18 protein-coding genes and 1 pseudogene are annotated in these 19,263 nt (G+C 68.3%); 16 read left to right on the top strand and 3 right to left on the bottom strand.

Going from position 1 to position 19,263, the window contains the following annotated elements; translation table 11 throughout:
- The first annotated feature begins 47 nt into the window (after nucleotides 1–47).
- The 12 genes from MFF24_RS07140 to MFF24_RS07085 all read left to right on the top strand — a co-directional run bounded on the left by MFF24_RS07140 (nucleotide 48) and on the right by MFF24_RS07085 (nucleotide 10,334).
- Entirely contained in the window at nucleotides 48–812 is a 765-nt protein-coding gene (locus MFF24_RS07140) for a biotin/lipoate--protein ligase family protein (protein WP_238223539.1), read from the top strand.
- Nucleotides 809–1,375 carry a DUF6505 family protein gene (locus MFF24_RS07135; protein ID WP_238223537.1) on the top strand — a complete coding sequence of 189 codons (567 nt, stop codon included), beginning with the start codon at nucleotides 809–811 and terminating at the stop codon, nucleotides 1,373–1,375. Before MFF24_RS07140 ends, MFF24_RS07135 begins: the two co-directional genes overlap by 4 nt.
- On the top strand, nucleotides 1,372–2,382 hold the full coding sequence (locus MFF24_RS07130) for a DUF6352 family protein (RefSeq protein WP_238223535.1): 1,011 nt from the start codon (nucleotides 1,372–1,374) through the stop codon (nucleotides 2,380–2,382). The genes MFF24_RS07135 and MFF24_RS07130 overlap by 4 nt, the downstream gene beginning before the upstream one ends.
- 8 nt (nucleotides 2,383–2,390) lie before the next feature.
- A complete protein-coding gene (locus MFF24_RS07125; protein ID WP_166058288.1) occupies nucleotides 2,391–2,921 on the top strand; it encodes a DUF3305 domain-containing protein in 531 nt (176 codons plus the stop codon).
- The gene (locus MFF24_RS07120) at nucleotides 2,918–3,625 is read left to right on the top strand and encodes a DUF3306 domain-containing protein (RefSeq protein WP_238223533.1); all 708 of its coding nucleotides are present in this window, start codon (nucleotides 2,918–2,920) and stop codon (nucleotides 3,623–3,625) included. The genes MFF24_RS07125 and MFF24_RS07120 overlap by 4 nt, the downstream gene beginning before the upstream one ends.
- Nucleotides 3,626–3,713: 88 nt before the next feature.
- Nucleotides 3,714–4,349 carry a TorD/DmsD family molecular chaperone gene (locus tag MFF24_RS07115; protein ID WP_238223737.1) on the top strand — a complete coding sequence of 212 codons (636 nt, stop codon included), beginning with the start codon at nucleotides 3,714–3,716 and terminating at the stop codon, nucleotides 4,347–4,349.
- A 77-nt stretch (nucleotides 4,350–4,426) separates the two neighbouring features.
- Nucleotides 4,427–4,672 (top strand): formate dehydrogenase, encoded by a 246-nt coding sequence (locus MFF24_RS07110; RefSeq protein WP_238223531.1) that lies wholly within the window; start codon nucleotides 4,427–4,429, stop codon nucleotides 4,670–4,672.
- Between the two features lie 7 nt (nucleotides 4,673–4,679).
- Nucleotides 4,680–7,622 carry a formate dehydrogenase subunit alpha gene (locus MFF24_RS07105; RefSeq protein WP_238223529.1) on the top strand — a complete coding sequence of 981 codons (2,943 nt, stop codon included), beginning with the start codon at nucleotides 4,680–4,682 and terminating at the stop codon, nucleotides 7,620–7,622.
- A 17-nt stretch (nucleotides 7,623–7,639) separates the two neighbouring features.
- Nucleotides 7,640–8,236, top strand: coding sequence for a formate dehydrogenase FDH3 subunit beta (fdh3B, locus tag MFF24_RS07100; protein ID WP_108938525.1), 597 nt, complete (start codon nucleotides 7,640–7,642; stop codon nucleotides 8,234–8,236).
- A gap of 68 nt (nucleotides 8,237–8,304) precedes the next feature.
- Entirely contained in the window at nucleotides 8,305–9,342 is a 1,038-nt protein-coding gene (locus MFF24_RS07095) for a formate dehydrogenase subunit gamma (protein WP_108938526.1), read from the top strand.
- Between the two features lie 94 nt (nucleotides 9,343–9,436).
- Nucleotides 9,437–9,682 carry a hypothetical protein gene (locus MFF24_RS07090; RefSeq protein ID WP_166058292.1) on the top strand — a complete coding sequence of 82 codons (246 nt, stop codon included), beginning with the start codon at nucleotides 9,437–9,439 and terminating at the stop codon, nucleotides 9,680–9,682.
- Between the two features lie 43 nt (nucleotides 9,683–9,725).
- Nucleotides 9,726–10,334, top strand: a complete 609-nt coding sequence (locus MFF24_RS07085) for a hypothetical protein (RefSeq protein ID WP_238223527.1) — start codon at nucleotides 9,726–9,728, stop codon at nucleotides 10,332–10,334.
- A 36-nt stretch (nucleotides 10,335–10,370) separates the two neighbouring features.
- Here MFF24_RS07085 and MFF24_RS07080 read toward each other — a convergent pair whose 3' ends face one another.
- Entirely contained in the window at nucleotides 10,371–10,961 is a 591-nt protein-coding gene (locus MFF24_RS07080; RefSeq protein ID WP_238223524.1) for a YgjV family protein, read from the bottom strand.
- Between the two features lie 317 nt (nucleotides 10,962–11,278).
- Here MFF24_RS07080 and MFF24_RS07075 point away from each other — a divergent pair, with 317 nt between their 5' ends.
- From MFF24_RS07075 to MFF24_RS07060, 4 genes are read left to right on the top strand one after another with little or no spacing between them, the layout of a single operon-like run.
- Nucleotides 11,279–11,587, top strand: coding sequence for a hypothetical protein (locus MFF24_RS07075; protein ID WP_133090825.1), 309 nt, complete (start codon nucleotides 11,279–11,281; stop codon nucleotides 11,585–11,587).
- Nucleotides 11,584–12,219 carry a TetR/AcrR family transcriptional regulator gene (locus MFF24_RS07070; RefSeq protein ID WP_166058296.1) on the top strand — a complete coding sequence of 212 codons (636 nt, stop codon included), beginning with the start codon at nucleotides 11,584–11,586 and terminating at the stop codon, nucleotides 12,217–12,219. Before MFF24_RS07075 ends, MFF24_RS07070 begins: the two co-directional genes overlap by 4 nt.
- Complete coding sequence (locus tag MFF24_RS07065; RefSeq protein ID WP_238223522.1) at nucleotides 12,216–13,457, top strand: efflux RND transporter periplasmic adaptor subunit; 1,242 nt, start codon at nucleotides 12,216–12,218, stop codon at nucleotides 13,455–13,457. The genes MFF24_RS07070 and MFF24_RS07065 overlap by 4 nt, the downstream gene beginning before the upstream one ends.
- 49 nt (nucleotides 13,458–13,506) lie before the next feature.
- Nucleotides 13,507–16,605, top strand: a complete 3,099-nt coding sequence (locus MFF24_RS07060) for an efflux RND transporter permease subunit (protein ID WP_238223521.1) — start codon at nucleotides 13,507–13,509, stop codon at nucleotides 16,603–16,605.
- Nucleotides 16,606–16,921: 316 nt separating this feature from the next.
- Here the strand turns inward: MFF24_RS07060 and MFF24_RS07055 are convergent.
- Together MFF24_RS07055 and hrcA are read right to left on the bottom strand one after the other, a co-directional pair.
- Nucleotides 16,922–17,881, bottom strand: a pseudogene (locus MFF24_RS07055) (DMT family transporter).
- Between the two features lie 108 nt (nucleotides 17,882–17,989).
- Nucleotides 17,990–19,081, bottom strand: coding sequence for a heat-inducible transcriptional repressor HrcA (hrcA, locus tag MFF24_RS07050; protein WP_108942741.1), 1,092 nt, complete (start codon nucleotides 19,079–19,081; stop codon nucleotides 17,990–17,992).
- Nucleotides 19,082–19,263 lie beyond the last annotated feature (182 nt).

The raw sequence follows: 19,263 nt of genomic DNA, 5'->3' as shown, positions 1-19,263 counted from the left end.
ACGACGAACGGACATGCGGGCGCAGGCGCCCGCGCCCGACACGGCTCATGACCATCCAGCTCGACACCGGATCGGCGGGCTTGCGCCCCGCTCCCCTCGTTCTGCCGCCGGCCTTCACCGGGCTCGTCGCGGCCGGCTCGCCCGGCGCGGCCGAACAGGCCTGCCGACTGGCAGACACGGGCGCGGCGGACGCCGGCACCCTCCTCATGGAGGAGCGCGACGACGTGATCGCGCTCGCCGTGGTGCTGGCACCGAACGAGCCGCTTGCCACGGCTCGGCGGGCCTTCTTCGTCGGCATGCAGGCTCTGGCCGACGCGGTCGGCACCTTCGGGCCGCCGGAGATCCCGGTGACGTTCCTGTGGCCCGACACCCTGACCTTTAACGGCGCCCGCCTCGGCGGCGGGGCCCTGCGCTGGCCGGAGGGTTGCGGCGAGGCCGATACGCCGGATTGGCTCGTGTTCTCGGCGATGCTGATCGCCTCGAAGCGGGATGCGGGCGATCCTGGCCTCACGCCCGACTCCACCTCGCTCGAGGAAGAGGGTTTTGCCCAGGATCTGCGCGAGCCGCTCGTGGAGAGCTTTGCCCGCCACCTCACCAAGGCGTTCGAAATCTGGAGCGAGGACGGGGCCGCACGCTCGACCGGGCGCTACCTCGCCCGCCTCGCGCTGCCGCCGGGAGCGCGGGCGACGATCGAACCGGGCGGGGATGCCCGGCTCGTCCACGCCGACGACCGCGTCGAGACCCTGCCGCTGCTGCCGACTCTGGTCACGCCGTCCTGGCACGATCCGGCCACCGGCACGGTGCGGCTGTGAGTGCGGGCAGGCTGCCGCGCACCCTGCGGCTCGACCCCTCCGACACCTTCGTCTTCGCCCGCGCCGCAGAGCCCGGCGAGTGGGCGGTGACCGGCTCGTTCCTGTTCTTCGATACCGACCTTGCCACCCTGGCCGGCAAGGAGCGGGCGGCGTTCCGCTCCGGCTTTATCGGCATCGACTCCCTCGGTTTCTCCACCCTGGTCGTCGTCAGCGAAGCGAGCGAGGCGGAGCGCGAGGCCGCGGTCGAGGTGCTGGCCCGCCACATCCACGAGCGCTTCGGCGCGCCGGATCGCGAGGCCGCCCGTGCCGCCGCGCGCGAGGAAATCGAGGTCGCGGCCTCCCTCTGCAACCTGCCCGTCGGCAGCGTCGTCGCCATGCATCGCAGCGAGCGCGACGGCGAGATCCGGGAGGAGTTCCGCACCCTCCACCAGCGCGCCGCCGGCGCCGACCCGCTACACGGGCGCGCTTTCCACTTCGTCGAAACCGACGAGGACGGACCTGAGGAACAGGCCGACCTCGTCGGACTTCTGAACGGCGCCTTCGCGGGGGCTGAGAGAGCATGACCGAGTTCTGGGTATCGAGCGGCCACCACCTGACGCAACGCACCGAGGGCGGCGGGCTCGCCGTCACCGACGAGCTGATCCTCGCCTATCTGGCGCGCCCTGAACTGGTGCCGCCGGAGGAGGCCTGCGCGGCGGAGCGGGCCCTGCATGCGAGCCTGCTCGCCGATCCGCGCCGGACCGTCGCGGGCAATGAGATAAAGGACATCGCGGACGCGGATGCGCGGGAGAACTGGGAGGTGATGCTCGCCTTCCGCGAGCGGCTTCTCACGGCCCGTTCGGTCGAGGCGGCCTATCTCGCGCTGGTGCGCGGCGGCTTGCAGGGCGTGCCGGGTCTGTTCCTGACCCAGCTCGTCCACCTGATCCTGCGCAACGCGCTCGATGGCTGTGAGGACCCGTTCGTGCTGCGCGCCGCCGAGCTGTTCTTCCGCCCGCAGCGGGTGAGCCTGCACGAGGGCGCGGTGCTGCTCGCCGATGCCGAGGTGATCGAGGCGCGAGAGGGGGGTGCGCCGCTCTCGCCGCTCGTGTCGATGCTCGGCAAGGAGGCGGCGAGCGAACTCGACGTGCTCAACGAGGAGAATGCCTGGACCTATTGGAGCCGGTCGGACGCCTTCACCATGGCGCTCAATCTCGGCTCCAGCGCCCCGAGCCGGGAGGGACTGGCGCGGGCGATCGAGGCCTTCGTGCGCCACCTGCTCAACGCCGAGGTTGCGGTCGCGCCGCTGGCCCAGTTGGAGGATCCCGACTGGCGCTGGTTCGTCGGCCTCGACGCCGAGGGCACGCGGGTCGGCAACGCGCTGTGGCGCGGCGAGGCGCTGGACGAGGCCACCCGCGAGCGGGTGATTGCCGTCTTCAGCCTCACCTTCGCCGATCCGGCCCAGGTCGATCCACGGGTCGGCGAGCGGCCGGTCTACCTCCTGCTTGCCATGTCCCCCGACAAGACCGTGCAGCTCAAGCCCCAGAACCTTATCGTCGGATTGCCTCTGGCCTCCGACCGGGCCGCCGCGTGAGGCTCACCATGACACCGGACACCACAAGACAGAGCCTGCCGGACGACCGCTTCGAGGTCGGCATCATCGTGGCGCGCCGTCGCCTGAAGGGACCGTGGGCGAGCCATGCCTGGCTGCCGGTCGCGGCCCTGCCGGCCGCGCCCCAGGCTGCGCCCTGGACCAAGCTCTCGGAAACCGAGGACGAGGCGACCTTCTACGCCGGCGCCCACGAAGTCTCCCTGCACATCGCCGAGACGGCGCATTACCGCGACAACCTCGTCTCCGGTCGTCCCTCCCTTTGGGTCACGCTGCATGCCACGGCGGACGACACCTACGAGGTCGCAAGCGTCACCGCCGACCCCTACGAGGGCGAGTCGATGGCCGAGGGAATCGGCGAGATCGTCGAGGCGGTACCGATGCCGCCCGAAGTGCAGGCGAAGCTCCTCGCCTTCTTCGAGGCGTTCCACATCGAGCGGAAGTTCGAGAAGCGCAAGCGCGACCGCGCCGATCCCGAGGCCCTGGCCCGCCGCGTGCCCGGCACACAGGGGAAGCCGGAATGAGCGGGACCTTCCTCTCCCGCTGGGCCCGTCGCAAGGAGGCCGTGCGCGCCGCCGAGCTATCGGAACTGCCGGTCGCGGCGGATACGGCCGCGACCGGCGAGGCTCTTGCTGCCGCGCTGTCGGACGAGACCGCGCCCCCGATGGTGGCCGAAGCCGACGCCGGCAGCGAGCCCGCGAGCGCGCCCGACGATCTCCTGGCAAGCCTCCCCTCGCTCGACGACCTGACGCCGGAGACCGACCTCACCGCCTTTCTCCAGGCCGGTGTTCCGACGGCCCTGCGCAACGCGGCCCTTCGGCGGATGTGGTCGCTCGACCCGGCGATCCGGGATTTCGTCAGCGAGGCAAGGGAATACGCCTACGATTGGAACACGCCGGGCGGCGTGCCGGGCATGGGTCCGCTTCTGCCGACCGACGACGTGAAGGCGATGCTGAAGCGCGTCATCGACGGCATTCCCACCAAGGAGGTGGAGGAACCGGAAGCCGCGACGGATGAGGCCGCGACGGCATCCGAGGAAGATCCTGCGGCTCCGGTTGGCGCGGATACTTCGGAACTCGCAGCGATCACGCAGGCCGAGGAGGCGTCGCCGCCCGCCGTCGATTCGCAGCCTCTGAACGTCAGTGTGCCGGACAATCGCCTCGAAGCGGTACAACCAACGCCTCAGCGGCCCCGCCTGCGGCGCCATGGAGGCGCGATGCCCTCGTAATTCACGCGCATTTCGATTGCGGCAGATCAAAACGCTTTTTATTATCGATCCAAACAAGGCGGCCCTTCTGATGGGTCCGAGGGACATGATGGGTTCGGTTGCGTCGGTGGTGGCACTTCCGGGAGATGAGGTGTCTGGGGTCGGCGGCCGGCCGGACGACATCGATCTCCTGCGCGCGCAGCAATACGATCTGCTGGCCGCCCTGCTCGGGCGTGCGCCGGACGCGTCGCTGCTCGCCGCGCTCGCCGCGTTGAAGGACGGTGACGGCGTTCTCGGTCGGCAGGTCGCTGCGCTGCGCCGCGCGGCGGCCGAGACCGGATCGGACGCGGTCGAGCGCGAGTATTTCGCGCTGTTCATCGGCGTTGGTCGCGGCGAGCTTCTGCCCTACGCCTCCTACTACCTCACCGGCTTCCTCAACGAGCGTCCGCTCGCCCGCGTGCGTGAGGATTTCGCCGCGCTCGGCATCGAGCGGAGCGAGGCCATGTGCGAGCCGGAGGATCATCTCGCGATCCTCCTCGAAGTGATGGCCGGGCTGGCGGCGGGCCGGTTCGACGCGGAGCCCGGCATGCAGGCCCGCTTCTTCGCCCGCCACATCGAACCCTGGGCCGAGCGCTTCTTCACCGATCTGGAGAACGCGAAGGCAGGGCAGTTCTACCGCGCGGTCGGGGGGCTCGGCCGCGCCTTCATCGAGATCGAGGCGGAAGCCTTCGCCATGGAAGGCTGAAGGGCTTCGCGATCGTGACAACCGAGATTGAGGCGCGTTGCCAAGAGAACAGGCATCCGCCGGAGGAGACGAGGGTGATGCGACAGGATCCGAAGACGCTCGGTCGTCGCCAGTTCTTTCGGGCGCTCGGCGGCAGCACAGTGGCCGCCGCCGCTGCGGTCGCCTCACCGATGGGGGCGACCGACGCGCAAGCCTACGATCCCGGCAACGACGAGACCAAGGCCCGGTACCGGGAGAGCGACCACGTGAAGGCGTTCTACCGCACCAACGGCTACGAGACCCTCAAGAAGAACATGGATCCGGCTTCCACCGGTCCCAAGTGAGGCTGCCATGCTGATCAAGCGCAAGAGCGGCGAGGCTGCTCGCACCAAGCACCAGGCCGTCGCCGCCGGCCTCGCGTCGGGCGTGCTCGACCGTCGCGCCTTCCTCCGCAAGTCGGGGCTGACCGCCGGCGCGCTCGCCGCTGCCGGCACGATCCAGCTCGGCTCGGTGCGCAAGGCGCAGGCCGCCGGTTCTTCGGCGGTCGGGCCGGACACCGTCATCAAGAAGAACGTCTGCACCCATTGCTCGGTGGGCTGCACGGTGACGGCCGAGGTCGTCAACGGCGTCTGGGTCGGCCAGGAGCCGTCCTGGGCGAGCCCGATCAACCGCGGTACCCACTGCGCCAAGGGCGCGGCGATCCGCGAACTCGTCTCCTCCGACCGCCGCCTCAAGTACCCGATGAAGCTCGAAGGCGGGCAGTGGAAGCGGATCTCGTGGGATCAGGCCTATCAGGAGATCGGCGACAAGCTGATCCAGATCCGCGAGAAGAACGGCGCGGATTCGGTCTACTGGCTCGGTTCGGCCAAGTTCACCAACGAAGCCTCCTACCTGATGCGCAAGTTCGCGGCCCTGTGGGGTACGAACTCGATCGACCATCAGGCGCGCATCTGCCACTCGACCACGGTGGCGGGCGTGGCCAACACCTGGGGCTACGGCGCCCAGACCAATTCCTACAACGACATCCGCAACGCCAAGACGATGATCATTCTCGGCGGCAACCCCGCCGAAGCGCACCCGGTCTCGCTGCAGCACGTGCTGTCGGGCAAGGAGATCAACCGCGCGAACATGATCGTCATCGATCCGCGCTTCACCCGCACCGCCGCGCACGCCACCGAGTACGTGCGCATCCGCTCCGGCACCGATATTCCGGTGGTGTGGGGCATCCTCTGGCACATCTTCCAGAATGGCTGGGAGGATAAGGAGTTCATTGCCCAGCGCGTCTACGCGATGGACGACGTGCGCAAGGAAGTCGCCAAGTGGACGCCCGACGAGGTCGAGCGCGTCTCCGGCGTGCCCGGCGAGCAGCTTCGTCGCGTGGCGGAGAAGTTCGCCAAGGAGAAGCCCGCCACCTTGATCTGGTGCATGGGCACGACCCAGCACACGGTCGGCACGGCCAACGTGCGCGCGCTGTGCATCCTGTGCCTGGCGACCGGCAACGTCGGCAAGCCCGGCACCGGCGCCAACATCTTCCGCGGCCACACCAACGTGCAGGGCGCCACCGATCTCGGCCTCGATGTGACGTCGCTGCCGCTCTATTACGGCCTCGTCGAGGGCGGCTGGCGCCATTGGGCCCGCGTCTGGGAGGTCGAGTACGAGTGGCTGCAGTCGCGCTTCGATGAGGTTCCGGCGAAGGGCGGCCGCAAGGCCCGCACCCGCAAGGAGAACATGGAGGCACCGGGCATCACCTCGACCCGCTGGTTCGATGCCGTGAACCTGCCCCCGGAGCAGATCGACCAGCGCAGCCCGGTCAAGGCGTTCATGGTGTTCGGCCACGGCGGCAACACCGTGACCCGCATGCCCGAGGCGATCGAGGGCATGAACAAGCTCGAGTTGCTAGTCGTCGCCGATCCGCACCCGACCACCTTCGCCGCGCTCGATGCCCGGCAGGAAAATACCTACCTCCTGCCGATCTGCACCTCGCTGGAGATGGACGGCTCGCGTACCGCCTCGAACCGCTCGATCCAGTGGGGCGAGCAGATCGTGAAGCCCGCCTTCGAGTCGAAGAACGACTATGAAGTCCTCTACCGGCTCGCGGAAAAGCTCGGCTTCGCCGACAAGCTCTGCAAGAACATCAAGGTCGAGAACGGGATTCCCGATGCCGAGGACATCCTCCGCGAGATCAACCGCGGGGGCTGGTCGACGGGCTATTGCGGCCAATCGCCGGAGCGGCTGAAGGCGCATATGCGCAATCAGCACAAGTTCGACCTCATCACGCTGCGCGCGCCCAAGGACGACCCTGAGGTCGGCGGCGACTATTACGGACTGCCCTGGCCGTGCTGGGGCAAGCCCGAGATCCGCCATCCCGGCTCGGCCATCCTCTACAACACCAATCTTCACGTGAAGGACGGCGGCGGCGGCTTCCGTGCGCGGTTCGGTACCGAGCGCAACGGCCAGACGTTGCTCGCCGAGAACTCCTTCTCGAAGGGCTCGGACCTGACCGACGGCTATCCTGAATTCACCTTCGGGGTGTTCAAGAAGCTCGGCTGGGACAAGGACCTGACGCCGGAGGAACTCGCCACGATTCTCAAGATCGGCGGCGAGAAGCCGGATACGGTGAGCTGGGCGACCGACCTCTCGGGCGGCATCCAGCGCGTCTGCCTCGAACACGGCGTCTCGCCCTTCGGCAACGGCAAGGCCCGGGCGAATGCCTGGAACCTTCCGGACCCGGTGCCGGTCCATCGCGAGCCGGTCTACTCGCCCCGTCCCGACCTCGTGGCGAAGTACCCGACGCGGCCCGACGAGCGGCAGCTGCGCATGCCCAACATCGGCTTCTCGGTGCAGAAGTCGGTGGTGGATCGCGGCGTGGCAAAGGACTTCCCGATCATCCTCACCTCGGGCCGGCTCGTCGAGTACGAGGGCGGCGGTGAGGAGACCCGGTCGAACCCGTGGCTCGCCGAACTGCAGCAGGACATGTTCGTCGAGATCAACACCGGCGACGCCGCCGAACGCGGCATCAAGGACGGTCAGTGGGTCTGGGTGTCGGGTCCTGAGAACAGCGCCAAGACCAAGGTGAAGGCACTCGTGACTGATCGTGTCGGCAAGGGTGTGGCGTTCATGCCCTTCCACTTCTCGGGTTGGTACCAGGGCAAGGACATGCGCGACTACTACCCGAAGGGCACCGACCCGGTGGTGCTCGGCGAGAGCGTGAACACCGTGACCACCTACGGCTTCGATCCTGTGACGGGCATGCAGGAAACGAAGTGCACCCTGTGCCAGATCGCAGCGGCCTGAGAGGAGCGACCCGAACCATGGCCCGGATGAAGTTCCTCTGCGACGCGGATCGCTGCATCGAGTGCAACGCCTGCGTCACCGCCTGCAAGAACGAGCACGAGGTGCCGTGGGGCATCAATCGGCGCCGCGTCGTCACCCTCAACGACGGCAAGCCCGGCGAGCGCTCGGTCTCGATGGCCTGCATGCACTGCACCGACGCGCCCTGCGCGGCGGTGTGCCCGGTGAACTGCTTCTACACCACGGCGGATGCCGTGGTGCTGCACTCCAAGGACATCTGCATCGGCTGCGGCTACTGCTTCTACGCCTGCCCGTTCGGCGCGCCGCAATATCCGCGCGTCGGGAATTTCGGGTCGCGCGGCAAGATGGACAAGTGCACCTACTGCTCGGGCGGTCCCGAGGCCGACTTCTCGACCGCCGAGTACGAGAAGTACGGCTCGAACCGTTTGGCCGAGGGCAAGCTGCCGCTTTGCGCCGAGATGTGCTCGACCAAGGCGCTGCTCGCGGGCGACGGCGAGATGATCGCCGAGATCTACAAGCAGCGGGTGATCAAGCGCGGCTACGGCTCTGGCGCCTGGGGCTGGAAGACGGCCTACCGCGAGACCGTCGCGATCTGATCCGGTGTCGGGTGCGGGCCCCCGGGCCCGCACCCGCGAGCTGTGACGACCCTTCGAAAGGAACGCCGATGCGGCGGGCGACGACCTTCCTCAGCACCCTTCTCCTGGCGGTGATGCTCCTCGCGGTGCCCGGTGCCTTCAGCCCGGCCCAGGCGCAGAACCCGATTCAAGCCGACGGTCAGAACCCGATGGGGGCTCGGCCGACCGCGGACTCCGTCAACGAGGAGTTCCTCTTCAAGCAGGAATCTAAGATCAGCGGCCGTGTCTCGATCCCCGACGGCAAGTCGGCCAACCTGATCCAGCCGCAGGGCCGCGAGTACCAGAACTTCCGCGAGCGCTGGCTCCCCTGGATCGGCGCCATCGCCATCCTCGGCATGGTGGCCGCCCTCGGCGTGTTCTTCCTGTTCCGGGGTCGGATCATGATGGAGCACAGCCAGGAATCGGGAAAGAAGATCCTGCGCTTTAACGCCTTCGAGCGCTTCACCCACTGGATGACGGCGGTGTGCTTCATCATCCTGTCGCTGTCGGGCCTGAACTACATCTTCGGCAAGCGTCTGCTGATGCCGCTGATCGGCCCGGAGGCGTTCGGTGCCATCGCGCAATGGGCGAAGTACAGCCACGTCTATCTCGCGTGGCCGTTCATGCTCGGCGTGGCCTTCATGTTCGTGCTCTGGATCAAGGATAACATCCCGAGCAAGGTCGACTTGGCCTGGATCAAGGCCGGCGGCGGCCTCATCGGCAAGGGCCACCCCCATGCCGGCCGCTTCAACGCCGGCCAGAAGGGCGTGTTCTGGATGGTCGCCGGCTTCGGCGCGGCGATGGCCGTCACCGGCCTGATGATGCTGTTCCCCTTCGCGCTCACCGACATCAACGGAATGCAGGTGATGCAGGTGATCCACTCCGTGATCGGCATCGTCTTCATCGCCGGCATCCTCGCCCACATCTATATCGGGACCCTCGGCATGGAGGGCGCTTACGACGCCATGGGCAGCGGCAAGGTCGATCTGGCCTGGGCGCGCGCGCACCACGACCTCTGGGTCGAGCAGGAGCAGGCGCGCACCGGCAGCGGCCCGCAGCTCAAGGGCCATCCGGCACCGGCCGAGTAAGCAGAGGGAGACCGGCCGCGCGGGCCGGTCACCGTCTCTTGGCAAGACTACCTGCGCTGGCCGAGGCCCGGGGGCCTCAACGGAAGACACGACCATGAAAGCCTTCATCGCCGCCATCATCGCTGCCATCGCCCTCGGAGTGCTGGCGATGTTCGCGCTCACCAGCAATCAGAAGTTCGCCTATCAGGCCTTCGCGACGTCGGGCGCCCGCGTCTCTGAGCCGGGCACCAACCTCGTCGGTCCGCGCTGGAACGGCGATCCGGCACCGGACGAGTACGGCGCCGAGGCGGAGCCGCACGGCAAGGCCGAGGGAACAGCCTCGCATCCGAAGCGCTCCTGAGCGTAAACCGACACGAAGAGCGGATAATCGACGGAGTGACCCGATGAAGCCCTCGTCCCTCACATGCCATCTGGTCAGTGGACTCGCGGCGTCCGCGCTCCTTGTCGGCGCCGCCGCGGCGCAGGACGCGGCCCCGGCCGCTCCCCCAGTTGCATCGGGCAAGCCGGCCAATCTGTGCCAGGAACTGGTCGCCTTCGTGAAGCAGCCGGAGCCGGCCAACAAGGCGGCCACGACGCCGCCGCAACAGGCCACTGCGGTCTCGAACCCCTCCGGTAAGACCGAGGGCGGCAAGCCTTCGGATGGCGGTGAGCCGCAGAAGACCTCGGGTCTCAGCGGCGCCGTCAGCGAGACCGGCAATGGTCCCGCGCCGGGCAAGCAGACCAACAATCCGTCGGCCAATGCCTCCGGTAATCCTGCCGTGAATCCGCATGCCAAGGCCAATGCCGAGGCGAAGAGTCCCCCTCCCCCGGCAACGCCCGCTCCGGCTCCGAAGCCCGACCCGGCGACCATCGAGAAGATCGAGGCCGCGGCCGGCGCCAACGACCTCGCCGCCTGCCGGGAGGCTGCCCGTTCGATGCGAACCGCCGGCGTCGTCATGCCGCCGCCGCTGCTCGCGCTCTCGGCGCTCGATTTGAGGTTCTTCCAGCAGTAACGCGGATAGGCGGCGGAGCCTTCCGGCTCCCCGCCCTCAAGCGGCGCCCGGAAGCGGTGCCGCCGGTCTTGCGGCAACGGCCGGCTCGGCCGCGCCGCGGACCAGCGCAATTACCAGAGCCGCGATCGTCAGCAAATCACAGGTCAGGCCGAAAACCGAGCCGACCAGCAGGTTGTGGAGCACCCAGCACGAGGACGCGCCGAGGAAGACGCGCCGCATGGTCTGCGCATCGCCCTGAAGCCGCGCCGTCGTCGCGAGCAGCGATCCGAGACCGGCGCAGGCCGAGGGCCAGCCGTTCCAGGTAGCGAGCGTCAGGCAGAGCGCGACGAGGCTGCTCGCGACGAATAGCGGCGCGACCCAGGGCGCACGGAAGTCCGGGCCGATCCACCGGGCCGCCACCACGCTCTGCATCACCGAAACCAGGCACATCGCCGTGCCGGTCTGCGCGCCGAGTTGCAGGAAATGCAGCGCGAAGCAGGCCGAGCAGGCCGCCGAGGTGAGCAGGATCAAACTTCGCCGCGGCATCATTCCGCCGGCGAAGCCGAGGCAGAGCCCCAGGCTTCCAAACAGGTCGAGGTGTTCACGCGCGGCATTCCACGCGAGGGGTGCGAAATCTGCGGGGGACATGATGGGGGTCTCGAACGACGCGTCCGTTTCTCGTTTCGACGTTCGTTCCGTTGAGGCTTGTTCTTGCTTTTTGCTTCGCGGCTCGGTGAGAGCTTGGCGAAAGCAGTTCCGACTGAGCGCAAGATGGCACCGGTCTTGGCCAATGCGCTATTCGTGCATGGTAACCGGATCGTTAACGGGACCGAGCCCGTTCCCCAGCGTTGCCCTGCTGCCTCACCTCTAAAGCATCACCCTCTGCAGCCCGCGATGAGAATGAACGTTCATTGACATGAGAATGAACGTTCACTATCAACTCCGGGCAGCGTTGGAGTCGGGCCATGGGCATGGTTTTCGGAGATCGGGCGTCTTTCCCTCACGGGCTCGGTGGCGATCTCGCCGTATCGCAGGAAGGCTTTAGCCCGCTGCGGCTCCTCCGGGCGGTCTGCACGCCCGCCAATCTGCTCGTCTGCGCCGTCGTGGCCTTCGGCTGGTTCGCGCTGATCGGCTGGACCGGTGCCGGGCCGGACGGCTGGCAGGCGCGGCTTTGCGCCGATCTCGACCTTCAGCCGCGAGCCTGCGCCGCCGTCCGGCTGAGCGTCGATGCGGACCGCACCGCTTCCCTCGGCACCGTAGGAACCTCATCATGAGTGCAGCGGCCGGCGCCGTCATCGACGCCCGCAACGGTCAGGCGGCCCGGCGCGAGCATATCCTCGACGCGGCCGAGGCCTGCTTCGTCCGCAACGGGTTCCACCGCACCACGATGCAGGATCTCGCCCGCGAGGCTTCGATGAGCCCGGGCAACATCTACCGCTACTTCGATTCCAAGGAGGCGGTCGTCCTCGGACTGGCCGAGCGCGACCGCGAGCGCGGCGCCGCCCTCGTCGAGGCGATGGAGCGGTCGGGCGACAAGCGCGCCGCGCTGATGGGCGTGCTCGCCCGCTTCTTCCTCGACATCACCCGCGAGGCGGCGATCCTACGCCTCGATGTCTGGGCAGAATCGACCCGCAACCCCGCCATCGGGACGATGGTCGAGCGTGGGGATGAAGAAGGCCGCACCTGGCTCATCGAGATGTTCGACGCGATCAAGACCTCGCCCGATTGCGACCCGACCGCCCTGTACGAGGCCGTCGCCCCGTTGATGCAGGGCATCATCGTCAGCCGCGCGCTGAACGCCGCGTACGACGCCGGCCCGGCCGTGGCCCAGCTCGAGGCCGCGATCGATGCCGGCTTGGCCGGAGCGCTTCCCCTATCCCGCCTCGATCCGGAGACCGGTCGATGAGATCCGTCCGGCACCTCGCCCTTCCCGCCCTCCTGCTCGCCGCCTCGGCGTTGGTTCCGGCGCGGGCCGAGACCGCACCACCGCCCGCACAGGCTGCACCGGCGCCCGTCGTCAGCGTCGTCGAGGCCGAGCGGCGCGAGATCGTCGAGAGCGTGGTCGTCACCGGCACGCTGGTGCCGCGCGATGAGATCTTGGTGACGCCTGAGATCGACGGGTACCGCCTTGTCGAGCTGCTGACAGAGGAGGGCATGCGCGTCGAGAAGGGGCAGGTGCTCGCCCGTCTCAACCGCGATCTGATCGACCGCCAACTCGCGCAGCAGAACGCCCTGATCGACAAGGTGTCGGCCGCCGTGCCGCAGGCGCAGAGCAGCATCGAGCAGGCGGAGGCTGCCGAACTCGAAGCACGCCTCGCCTATGATCGCGCCAAGCAACTGATCCAGACCGGAAACACTACCGCCGTGATCATGGAAGGCCGCACCGCCGCCCTTCGACAGGCGGAAGGCAAGCTCGCCTTCGCCCGCAACGGTCTGGCGATGGCCAAGGCCGAATTGGCGCAGGCCAAGGCCGTGCGCGACGAACTCGAGTTGCGGCTCGCCCGCACCGAGATCCGCGCACCGGAAGCCGGCATCGTCAGCCGGCGCACGGCACGTGTCGGCATGGCGACCTCTTCGTCGGCCGAACCGCTGTTCCGGCTGATCGCCCGCGGCGAGATCGAGCTGGAGGCCGAGGTCATCGAGACCAAGCTGCCGCTGCTGCGCGAGGGCGCCCCCGCCTTCATCGAGATCGGTGACGGCGAGCGCGTCTCGGGCAGCGTGCGCGCGGTCTACCCGGAAGTCGAGAAGGCCAGCCGTCTCGGCAAGGTCCGCGTGCGCCTCGATCCCGATCCGCGCCTGCGCATCGGCACCTTCGCCCGCGGCGCGGTCGAACTCGCCCGCACCCGCGGCGTCACGGTGCCCCAGGCTTCCATTCTCTACGGCGGCAGCAAGCGCAGCTCCGTCCTCGTCGTCGCCGACGACAGGGTCGAGTCCCGCGAGGTCCGCACCGGCCTGTCGGACGAGGACGACATCGAGATCCGCTCGGGCCTCACCGATGGTGAGCGGGTCGTCGCCCGCGCAGGCAGCTTCCTGCGCGACGGCGACCGCGTCCGTCCGGTCCCCCTCGCCCGGCAGGGCCAGACCCCGGCCGCTGTCTCCACCGCGCCCTCGCCGCGGGCGACCGCCGATGCCGGTTCGCGCTGAGGCCGTTCCGCCTCAGCTCCATAGATCATCCTTCTGACGGGTTGCCCCGATGCGCCTGAACATCTCCGCCTGGGCGATCCGCAATCCGATCGCGCCCCTCGTCCTGTTCCTCGTGCTGATGGTGCTCGGCCTCGTCAGCTTCCAGGGGCTCGCGGTCACCCGCATGCCGAATGTGGACGTGCCGATCGTCTCGGTGGCGATCACGCAGAGCGGTGCCGCACCGTCCGAGCTTCAGACCCAGGTGACGAAATGGGTCGAGGACTCGATCGCGGGCGTGCGCGGCGTCAAGCACATCACCTCGGCGATCACGGAGGGCTCCTCCGTGACCACCGTCGAGTTCCGGCTCGAGGTGAACACCGACCGTGCCGTCAACGACGTCAAGGATGCGATCTCGAAGATCCGCATCAACCTGCCCCGCACCATTGACGAGCCGGTCATTCAGCGCGTCGAGATCACCGGCCTGCCGATCCTGATCTACGGTGTGAAATCGCCGGCGATGACGCCGGCCGACCTCTCGTGGTTCGTCGAGGACAAGGTCGCCCGCACTCTCCAGGGCGTGAAGGGCGTCGGCGGCGTTGAGCGCGTCGGCGGTGTGGCCCGCGAGATCCGCATCACGCCCCTGCCCGACCGGCTGCTGGCGCTCGGCATCACCGCGGCCGACGTCAACCGCCAAGTGCGCGTCACCTCCGCCGATCTGGCCGGCGGGCGCGGCGAGGTCGGCGGACGCGAGCAGTCGATCCGGACGCTCGCCGCCTCGCGCACCATCCGCGACCTGAAGGCCACCTCCATCGTCCTGCCGGGCGGGCGCAAGGTGCGCCTCGACGACCTCGCCACGGTCGAGGATTCGACCGAGGAGCCGCGCACCTTCGCCCGCTTCAACGGGGAGTCGGTCGTCGCCTTCTCGGTCTCCCGTGGCTCTGGCGCGAGCGATGCCGAGGTCGCGGCTGGCGTCGAGAAGAAGATCGCCGAGTTCGCCCAGGGCTACCCCGACATCCAGTTCCAGGAGATCGATTCCTCGGTCGCGGCGACGCGGGGCAGCTACGCCTCGGCGATGCACACGCTGATGGAGGGCGCTGCGCTCGCCGTTATCGTCGTGTTCTTCTTCCTTCGCGACTGGCGCGCCACGCTGATCGCGGCGGTGGCGCTGCCGCTCTCCGTCCTCCCGACCTTCTGGGCGATGGACGCGATGGGCTTCACCCTCAACGGCATCAGCCTGCTCGCGATCACGCTGGTGACCGGCATCCTCGTCGACGACGCCATCGTCGAGATCGAGAACGTCGTGCGCCATATGCGGATGGGCAAATCGCCCTATCGCGCCTCGATCGAGGGCGCCGACGAGATCGGGCTCGCGGTCATCGCCATCACCGCGACCCTGATCGCGGTGTTCGCCCCGGTCTCGTTCATGGGCGGCATCGCCGGGCGCTACTTCATCCAGTTCGGCCTGACCATCGCGGTGTCGGTGTTCATGTCGCTGCTGGTGGCCCGCCTCATCACGCCGCTGCTCGCCGCCTACTTCCTGCGCGACCACGGCCATGCAGAGGAGCGCGAGGGCCCGGTGATGCGCGCCTATACCCGCCTCGTCGGCTGGTCGGTGCGCCACAAGTGGATCACCCTGATGGCGGGGCTGGCGCTGTTTGCCGGCTCGATCGTCTCGACCAAGCTCCTGCCCTCGGGCTTCATCCCGAAGCAGGACAATGCCCGCACCCTGTTCATGGTCGAGCTGGCGCCGGGCGCCCGCCTCCCCGACACCATCGCGGTGGCCGACCGCGTGGTTGAGCGCATCCGCGCCCTGCCCGAGGTCACCTCGGTCTTCGTCGATGGTGGGCGGCAGGCCGGCGGCAAGAAGGAGACGCGGCTCGCGACCCTCATCGTGAACCTGAGCCCGAAGAGCGAGCGCGTGAAGCGGCAATGGACCATCGAGTCCGAGATCGCCGGCCTGCTGGCGCAGGAGCCCGACATCCGCTCCTGGACCCTGCGCGACAGCGGCCAGCGTGACCTTGCCCTCGTCGTCAGCGGTCCCGACGTCGACGTGGTGACGGATGTCGCCGCCCGGCTCCAGCGTGACATGGCGGCGATTCCGCACCTCGTCTCGGTGATGTCGACGGCGCCCCTGGACCGCACCGAGGTGCGCATCCGCCCGAAAGAGGGGGCGGCGGCCGATCTCGGCGTCTCGACCGACGTCATCGCCGAGACCGTGCGCGTCGGCACCATCGGCGACATCGGCATCAACCTCGCCAAGTTCAACGCCAAGGACCGTCAGGTGCCGATCCGGGTCCAGCTCCCGGAGAGCGCCCGCGGTGCGGTGGCGCGGCTCGAGAACCTCAAGGTGCCGGCCAAGAACGGCACGGCGGTGCCGCTCGCGGCGGTGGCCGACATCGAACTGGACCAGGGCCCCGGCGCGATCGAGCGCTACGACCGCGCCGTGCGCGTGGCGGTCGAGGCCAATATGGAAGGCTCCGACGCGCTCGGCTCGCTGATCGAGCAGGCGCTCGCTACGCCGACGGCGAGGAACCTGCCGCCGGGCGTCACCATCAAGCAGACCGGCGATGCCGAGATCATGCAGGAGGTGTTCTCCGGCTTCCTCCTGGCGATGGGCGCCGGCATCATGATGGTCTACGCCGTGCTGGTGCTGCTGTTCGGCTCGTTCCTACAGCCGCTCACCATCCTGTTCTCGCTGCCGCTCTCCATCGGCGGCGCCATCCTCGGCCTCTTGATCTGCCAGATGCCGATCTCGATGCCCGTCGTCATCGGCATCCTGATGCTGATGGGTCTGGTGACGAAGAACGCGATCATGCTCGTGGACTTCGCCGTCGAGGAGATGGCCCGCGGCGTCGATCGCGTCACCGCCATCGTCGATGCCGGGCGCAAGCGGGCGCGGCCCATCGTGATGACCACCATCGCCATGGCCGCCGGCATGGTGCCATCGGCGCTGGCGCTCGGCATCGGCGGCGAGTTCCGCGCGCCGATGGCCGTGGCGGTGATCGCCGGCCTCATCGTCTCGACGCTGCTGTCCCTGGTCTTCGTGCCGGCCGTGTTCCTGCTGATGGACAGCCTCGGCAATCGGATCGGGCGCGGGCTCGGCCGCTTCGTCGGCCCCCGCGACGAGCCGGAAGACGGCCCCGTCCCGGTTGCCGCGACGCACCATTAGCGCGGCGGCCCGATCGTCATCGCGCCCGATCGTAAGGCGCCTCGCCATCGCGCCGCTCGCCTGAGCGCGCGATACACCGGCCGGCCCGTGCATCGCCCCCTCGCACGAGCCGGCCGGTCGTCTTTGGACGATGCCCCGGTCGCGCGTCCTCAAACCGTCTCCGATTGGTCAATTCGGGAATTGTCTCACCCCGTCATCGCGAGCGGATGCGACGCGATCCAGGGCACGACATCTCCGGATAGGGCGCGCGCTGGATCGCTTCGGCTTCGCCTCGCGATGACGGCGAAAGAACGGATGCGATCAAGCCGAGGTCACATCAGATGTCTCGGCCCTGATAGATCTCAGGAGCGTCGATGCGTGGACCCCAAGCTCGCCGAAGGAGGCGTCCGTCGATCGCCGCGAGGCCGCAGGCGATGAGGGCCATCCCGGCATAGTGGCGCATGTCCAGGCGCTCACCGAGAACGAATGCGCCGAGCAGGATGGCGGAAACCGGAATCAGGAAGGTGACGAGCAGGAGATTGGTGGCTCCGGCGCTCGCCAGAAGGCGGAAGTACAGAAGGTAGGCCAAAGCGGTCGACAGGATCGCGATCCCGAGCACGGCCGCCCAGACCGACGCGCCCGGCATCGCCAGCGTCCACGGCCGATCCACCACCAGCGCGACGGGCAGAAGCAGGAGCGTGGACGCCGTGACCTGTCCTGCGGCGGTCGTGAGCGGCGGCACCCCGAGACGGCGGAAGCGTCGTCCGAACACCGCGGCGAAGGCATAGGACAGAGCCGCGGCGAGCACCGCGATCTGTGCCGCGAGGTGCCTCTCCGTCTCGGAGAAAGCGGAGGATCCGGCCATCACGACGACACCGGCGAAACCGATCAGCACGCCTGCGAACTTGCTGACGGTCATGCGCTCATCGGTCGTGAACCAGTGGGCGACGAGGACGGTGAAGAGCGGGCTCGTCGCGTTGAGAATCGCCGCTAGGCCGGAGGCAATCTACGTCTGACCCCACACCATGAGTAGGAACGGCACGACGTTGTTGAGCAGACCCATGCTAACGAACGCACCCCAGACCGCGCGACCGCGCGGTCGATCGAGGCCGGCCAGCGGCAGGACGAGGTTGAGGATCAGCGCCGCGATCCCGACGCGCAAGACGACGAGTGTCAGCGGCGGCAGGGCGGAGAGAGCCACGCCGGTGAAGAAGAACGATCCACCCCAGAGCACGGATAGGGCAAGCAGCATGGCCCATTGAGCGGCGGACATCGGACGGTTGACGGCGAGCGACATCGAGGACTCCGGCTGGTGTAGTCACGCCCTGCCTACGGCGTCCCCCGGATGAGCCGCTTCCCGTTTCCTGCTCTTGATTCCCATTCTTCGGCCGATGGGCCGCGAGCCTCATCGCGACCGGTCGAGCAGGCCGGAGACCACGCGGGCGGTGTAGTCCACCATCGGCACGATACGGGAATAGTTGAGCCGCGTCGGGCCGATCACGCCGACGACGCCGACGATCTTCTGGGCGCCGTCGCGGAAGGGCGCGGCGATCATCGAGGAGCCGGAGAGCGAGAACAGCTTGTTCTCCGAGCCGATGAAGATGCGTACGCCGTCGCCCTGCTCGGCCCGCGCGAGCAGCTCGATCACGTCCTTCTGCGTCTCCAGGTCGTTGAACAGGAGGCGGATGCGTTCGAGATCCTCGGCCGCGCGCAGATCATCCAGAAGGTTGGCTTGGCCCCGCACGATGAGTTGGCGCGCCTCGGACGGGCCGACCGTCGTCGCGAGCCCGGCATCGACCAGCCGCTCGGTCAGCGCGTCGAGTTCCCGCTTCATCGCCGTGCGGCCGGCCTCGATGTCGGCGCGCAGGGCGTCGAGGGTGCGGCCGCGCAGACGGGCATTGAGGAAGTTCGACGCCTCTTGCAGCGCGCCGGCCGGGAGGCCAGGCGGCAGATCGACCAGCCGGTTCTCCACGGTCCCGTCGATCGAGACCAGCACCACCAGCGCCCGGTCGGCGTCGAGGCGGACGAACTCGACATGCTTGAGCCCGGCATCGACCTTGGTGGTCAGCACCACGCCCGCGCCCCGCGAGATCCCCGACAGGAGCGAGGACGCCTCGGCAAGCGCCGAATCGAACGTGTGGCGCGAAGCCGCCGCCTGCATCTGCGCCTCGATCCGCGCCTTCTCGGCCAGATCGACATCGCCGATCTCCATCATCGCATCGACGAAGAAGCGCAGGCCGAGCTCCGTCGGCAGGCGGCCGGCGGAGGTGTGGGGCGCGAAGATGAGCCCGGAATGCTCCAGATCCGCCATGACATTGCGGATCGAGGCCGGGGACAGGCTCATTGGCAGGATACGCGCGAGGTTGCGCGATCCCACCGGCTCGCCGGTGGTCACGTAACTCTCGACGATCTGCCGGAAGATTTCTCGGGCGCGCTCGTTGAGGGCGGAGAGCGCTTGGGGTTGCGGCTGCACGATCGGCTGAACGGTTTCGACCAAGGACAAAAAAACCTGACGAATGATTGTGGGCGCTTGCAGGCCCCCGATCAATCCTCGCGCTTCGCGACACGACGGCAGGGCGATGCCGAACGCACTGAGTGTCTCTCACAAAACTCCCGCTGCGCTGTCCTCGCCAGAGCGAGAACGGTCAGTGTCCGGGAGTTTCGTGAGGCACTCATAGT

The organism is Methylorubrum aminovorans, from assembly GCF_022179725.1.
Taxonomy (GTDB): Bacteria; Pseudomonadota; Alphaproteobacteria; order Rhizobiales; family Beijerinckiaceae; genus Methylobacterium; species Methylobacterium aminovorans.
This window is presented reverse-complemented; position numbering and strand designations above follow the sequence as displayed.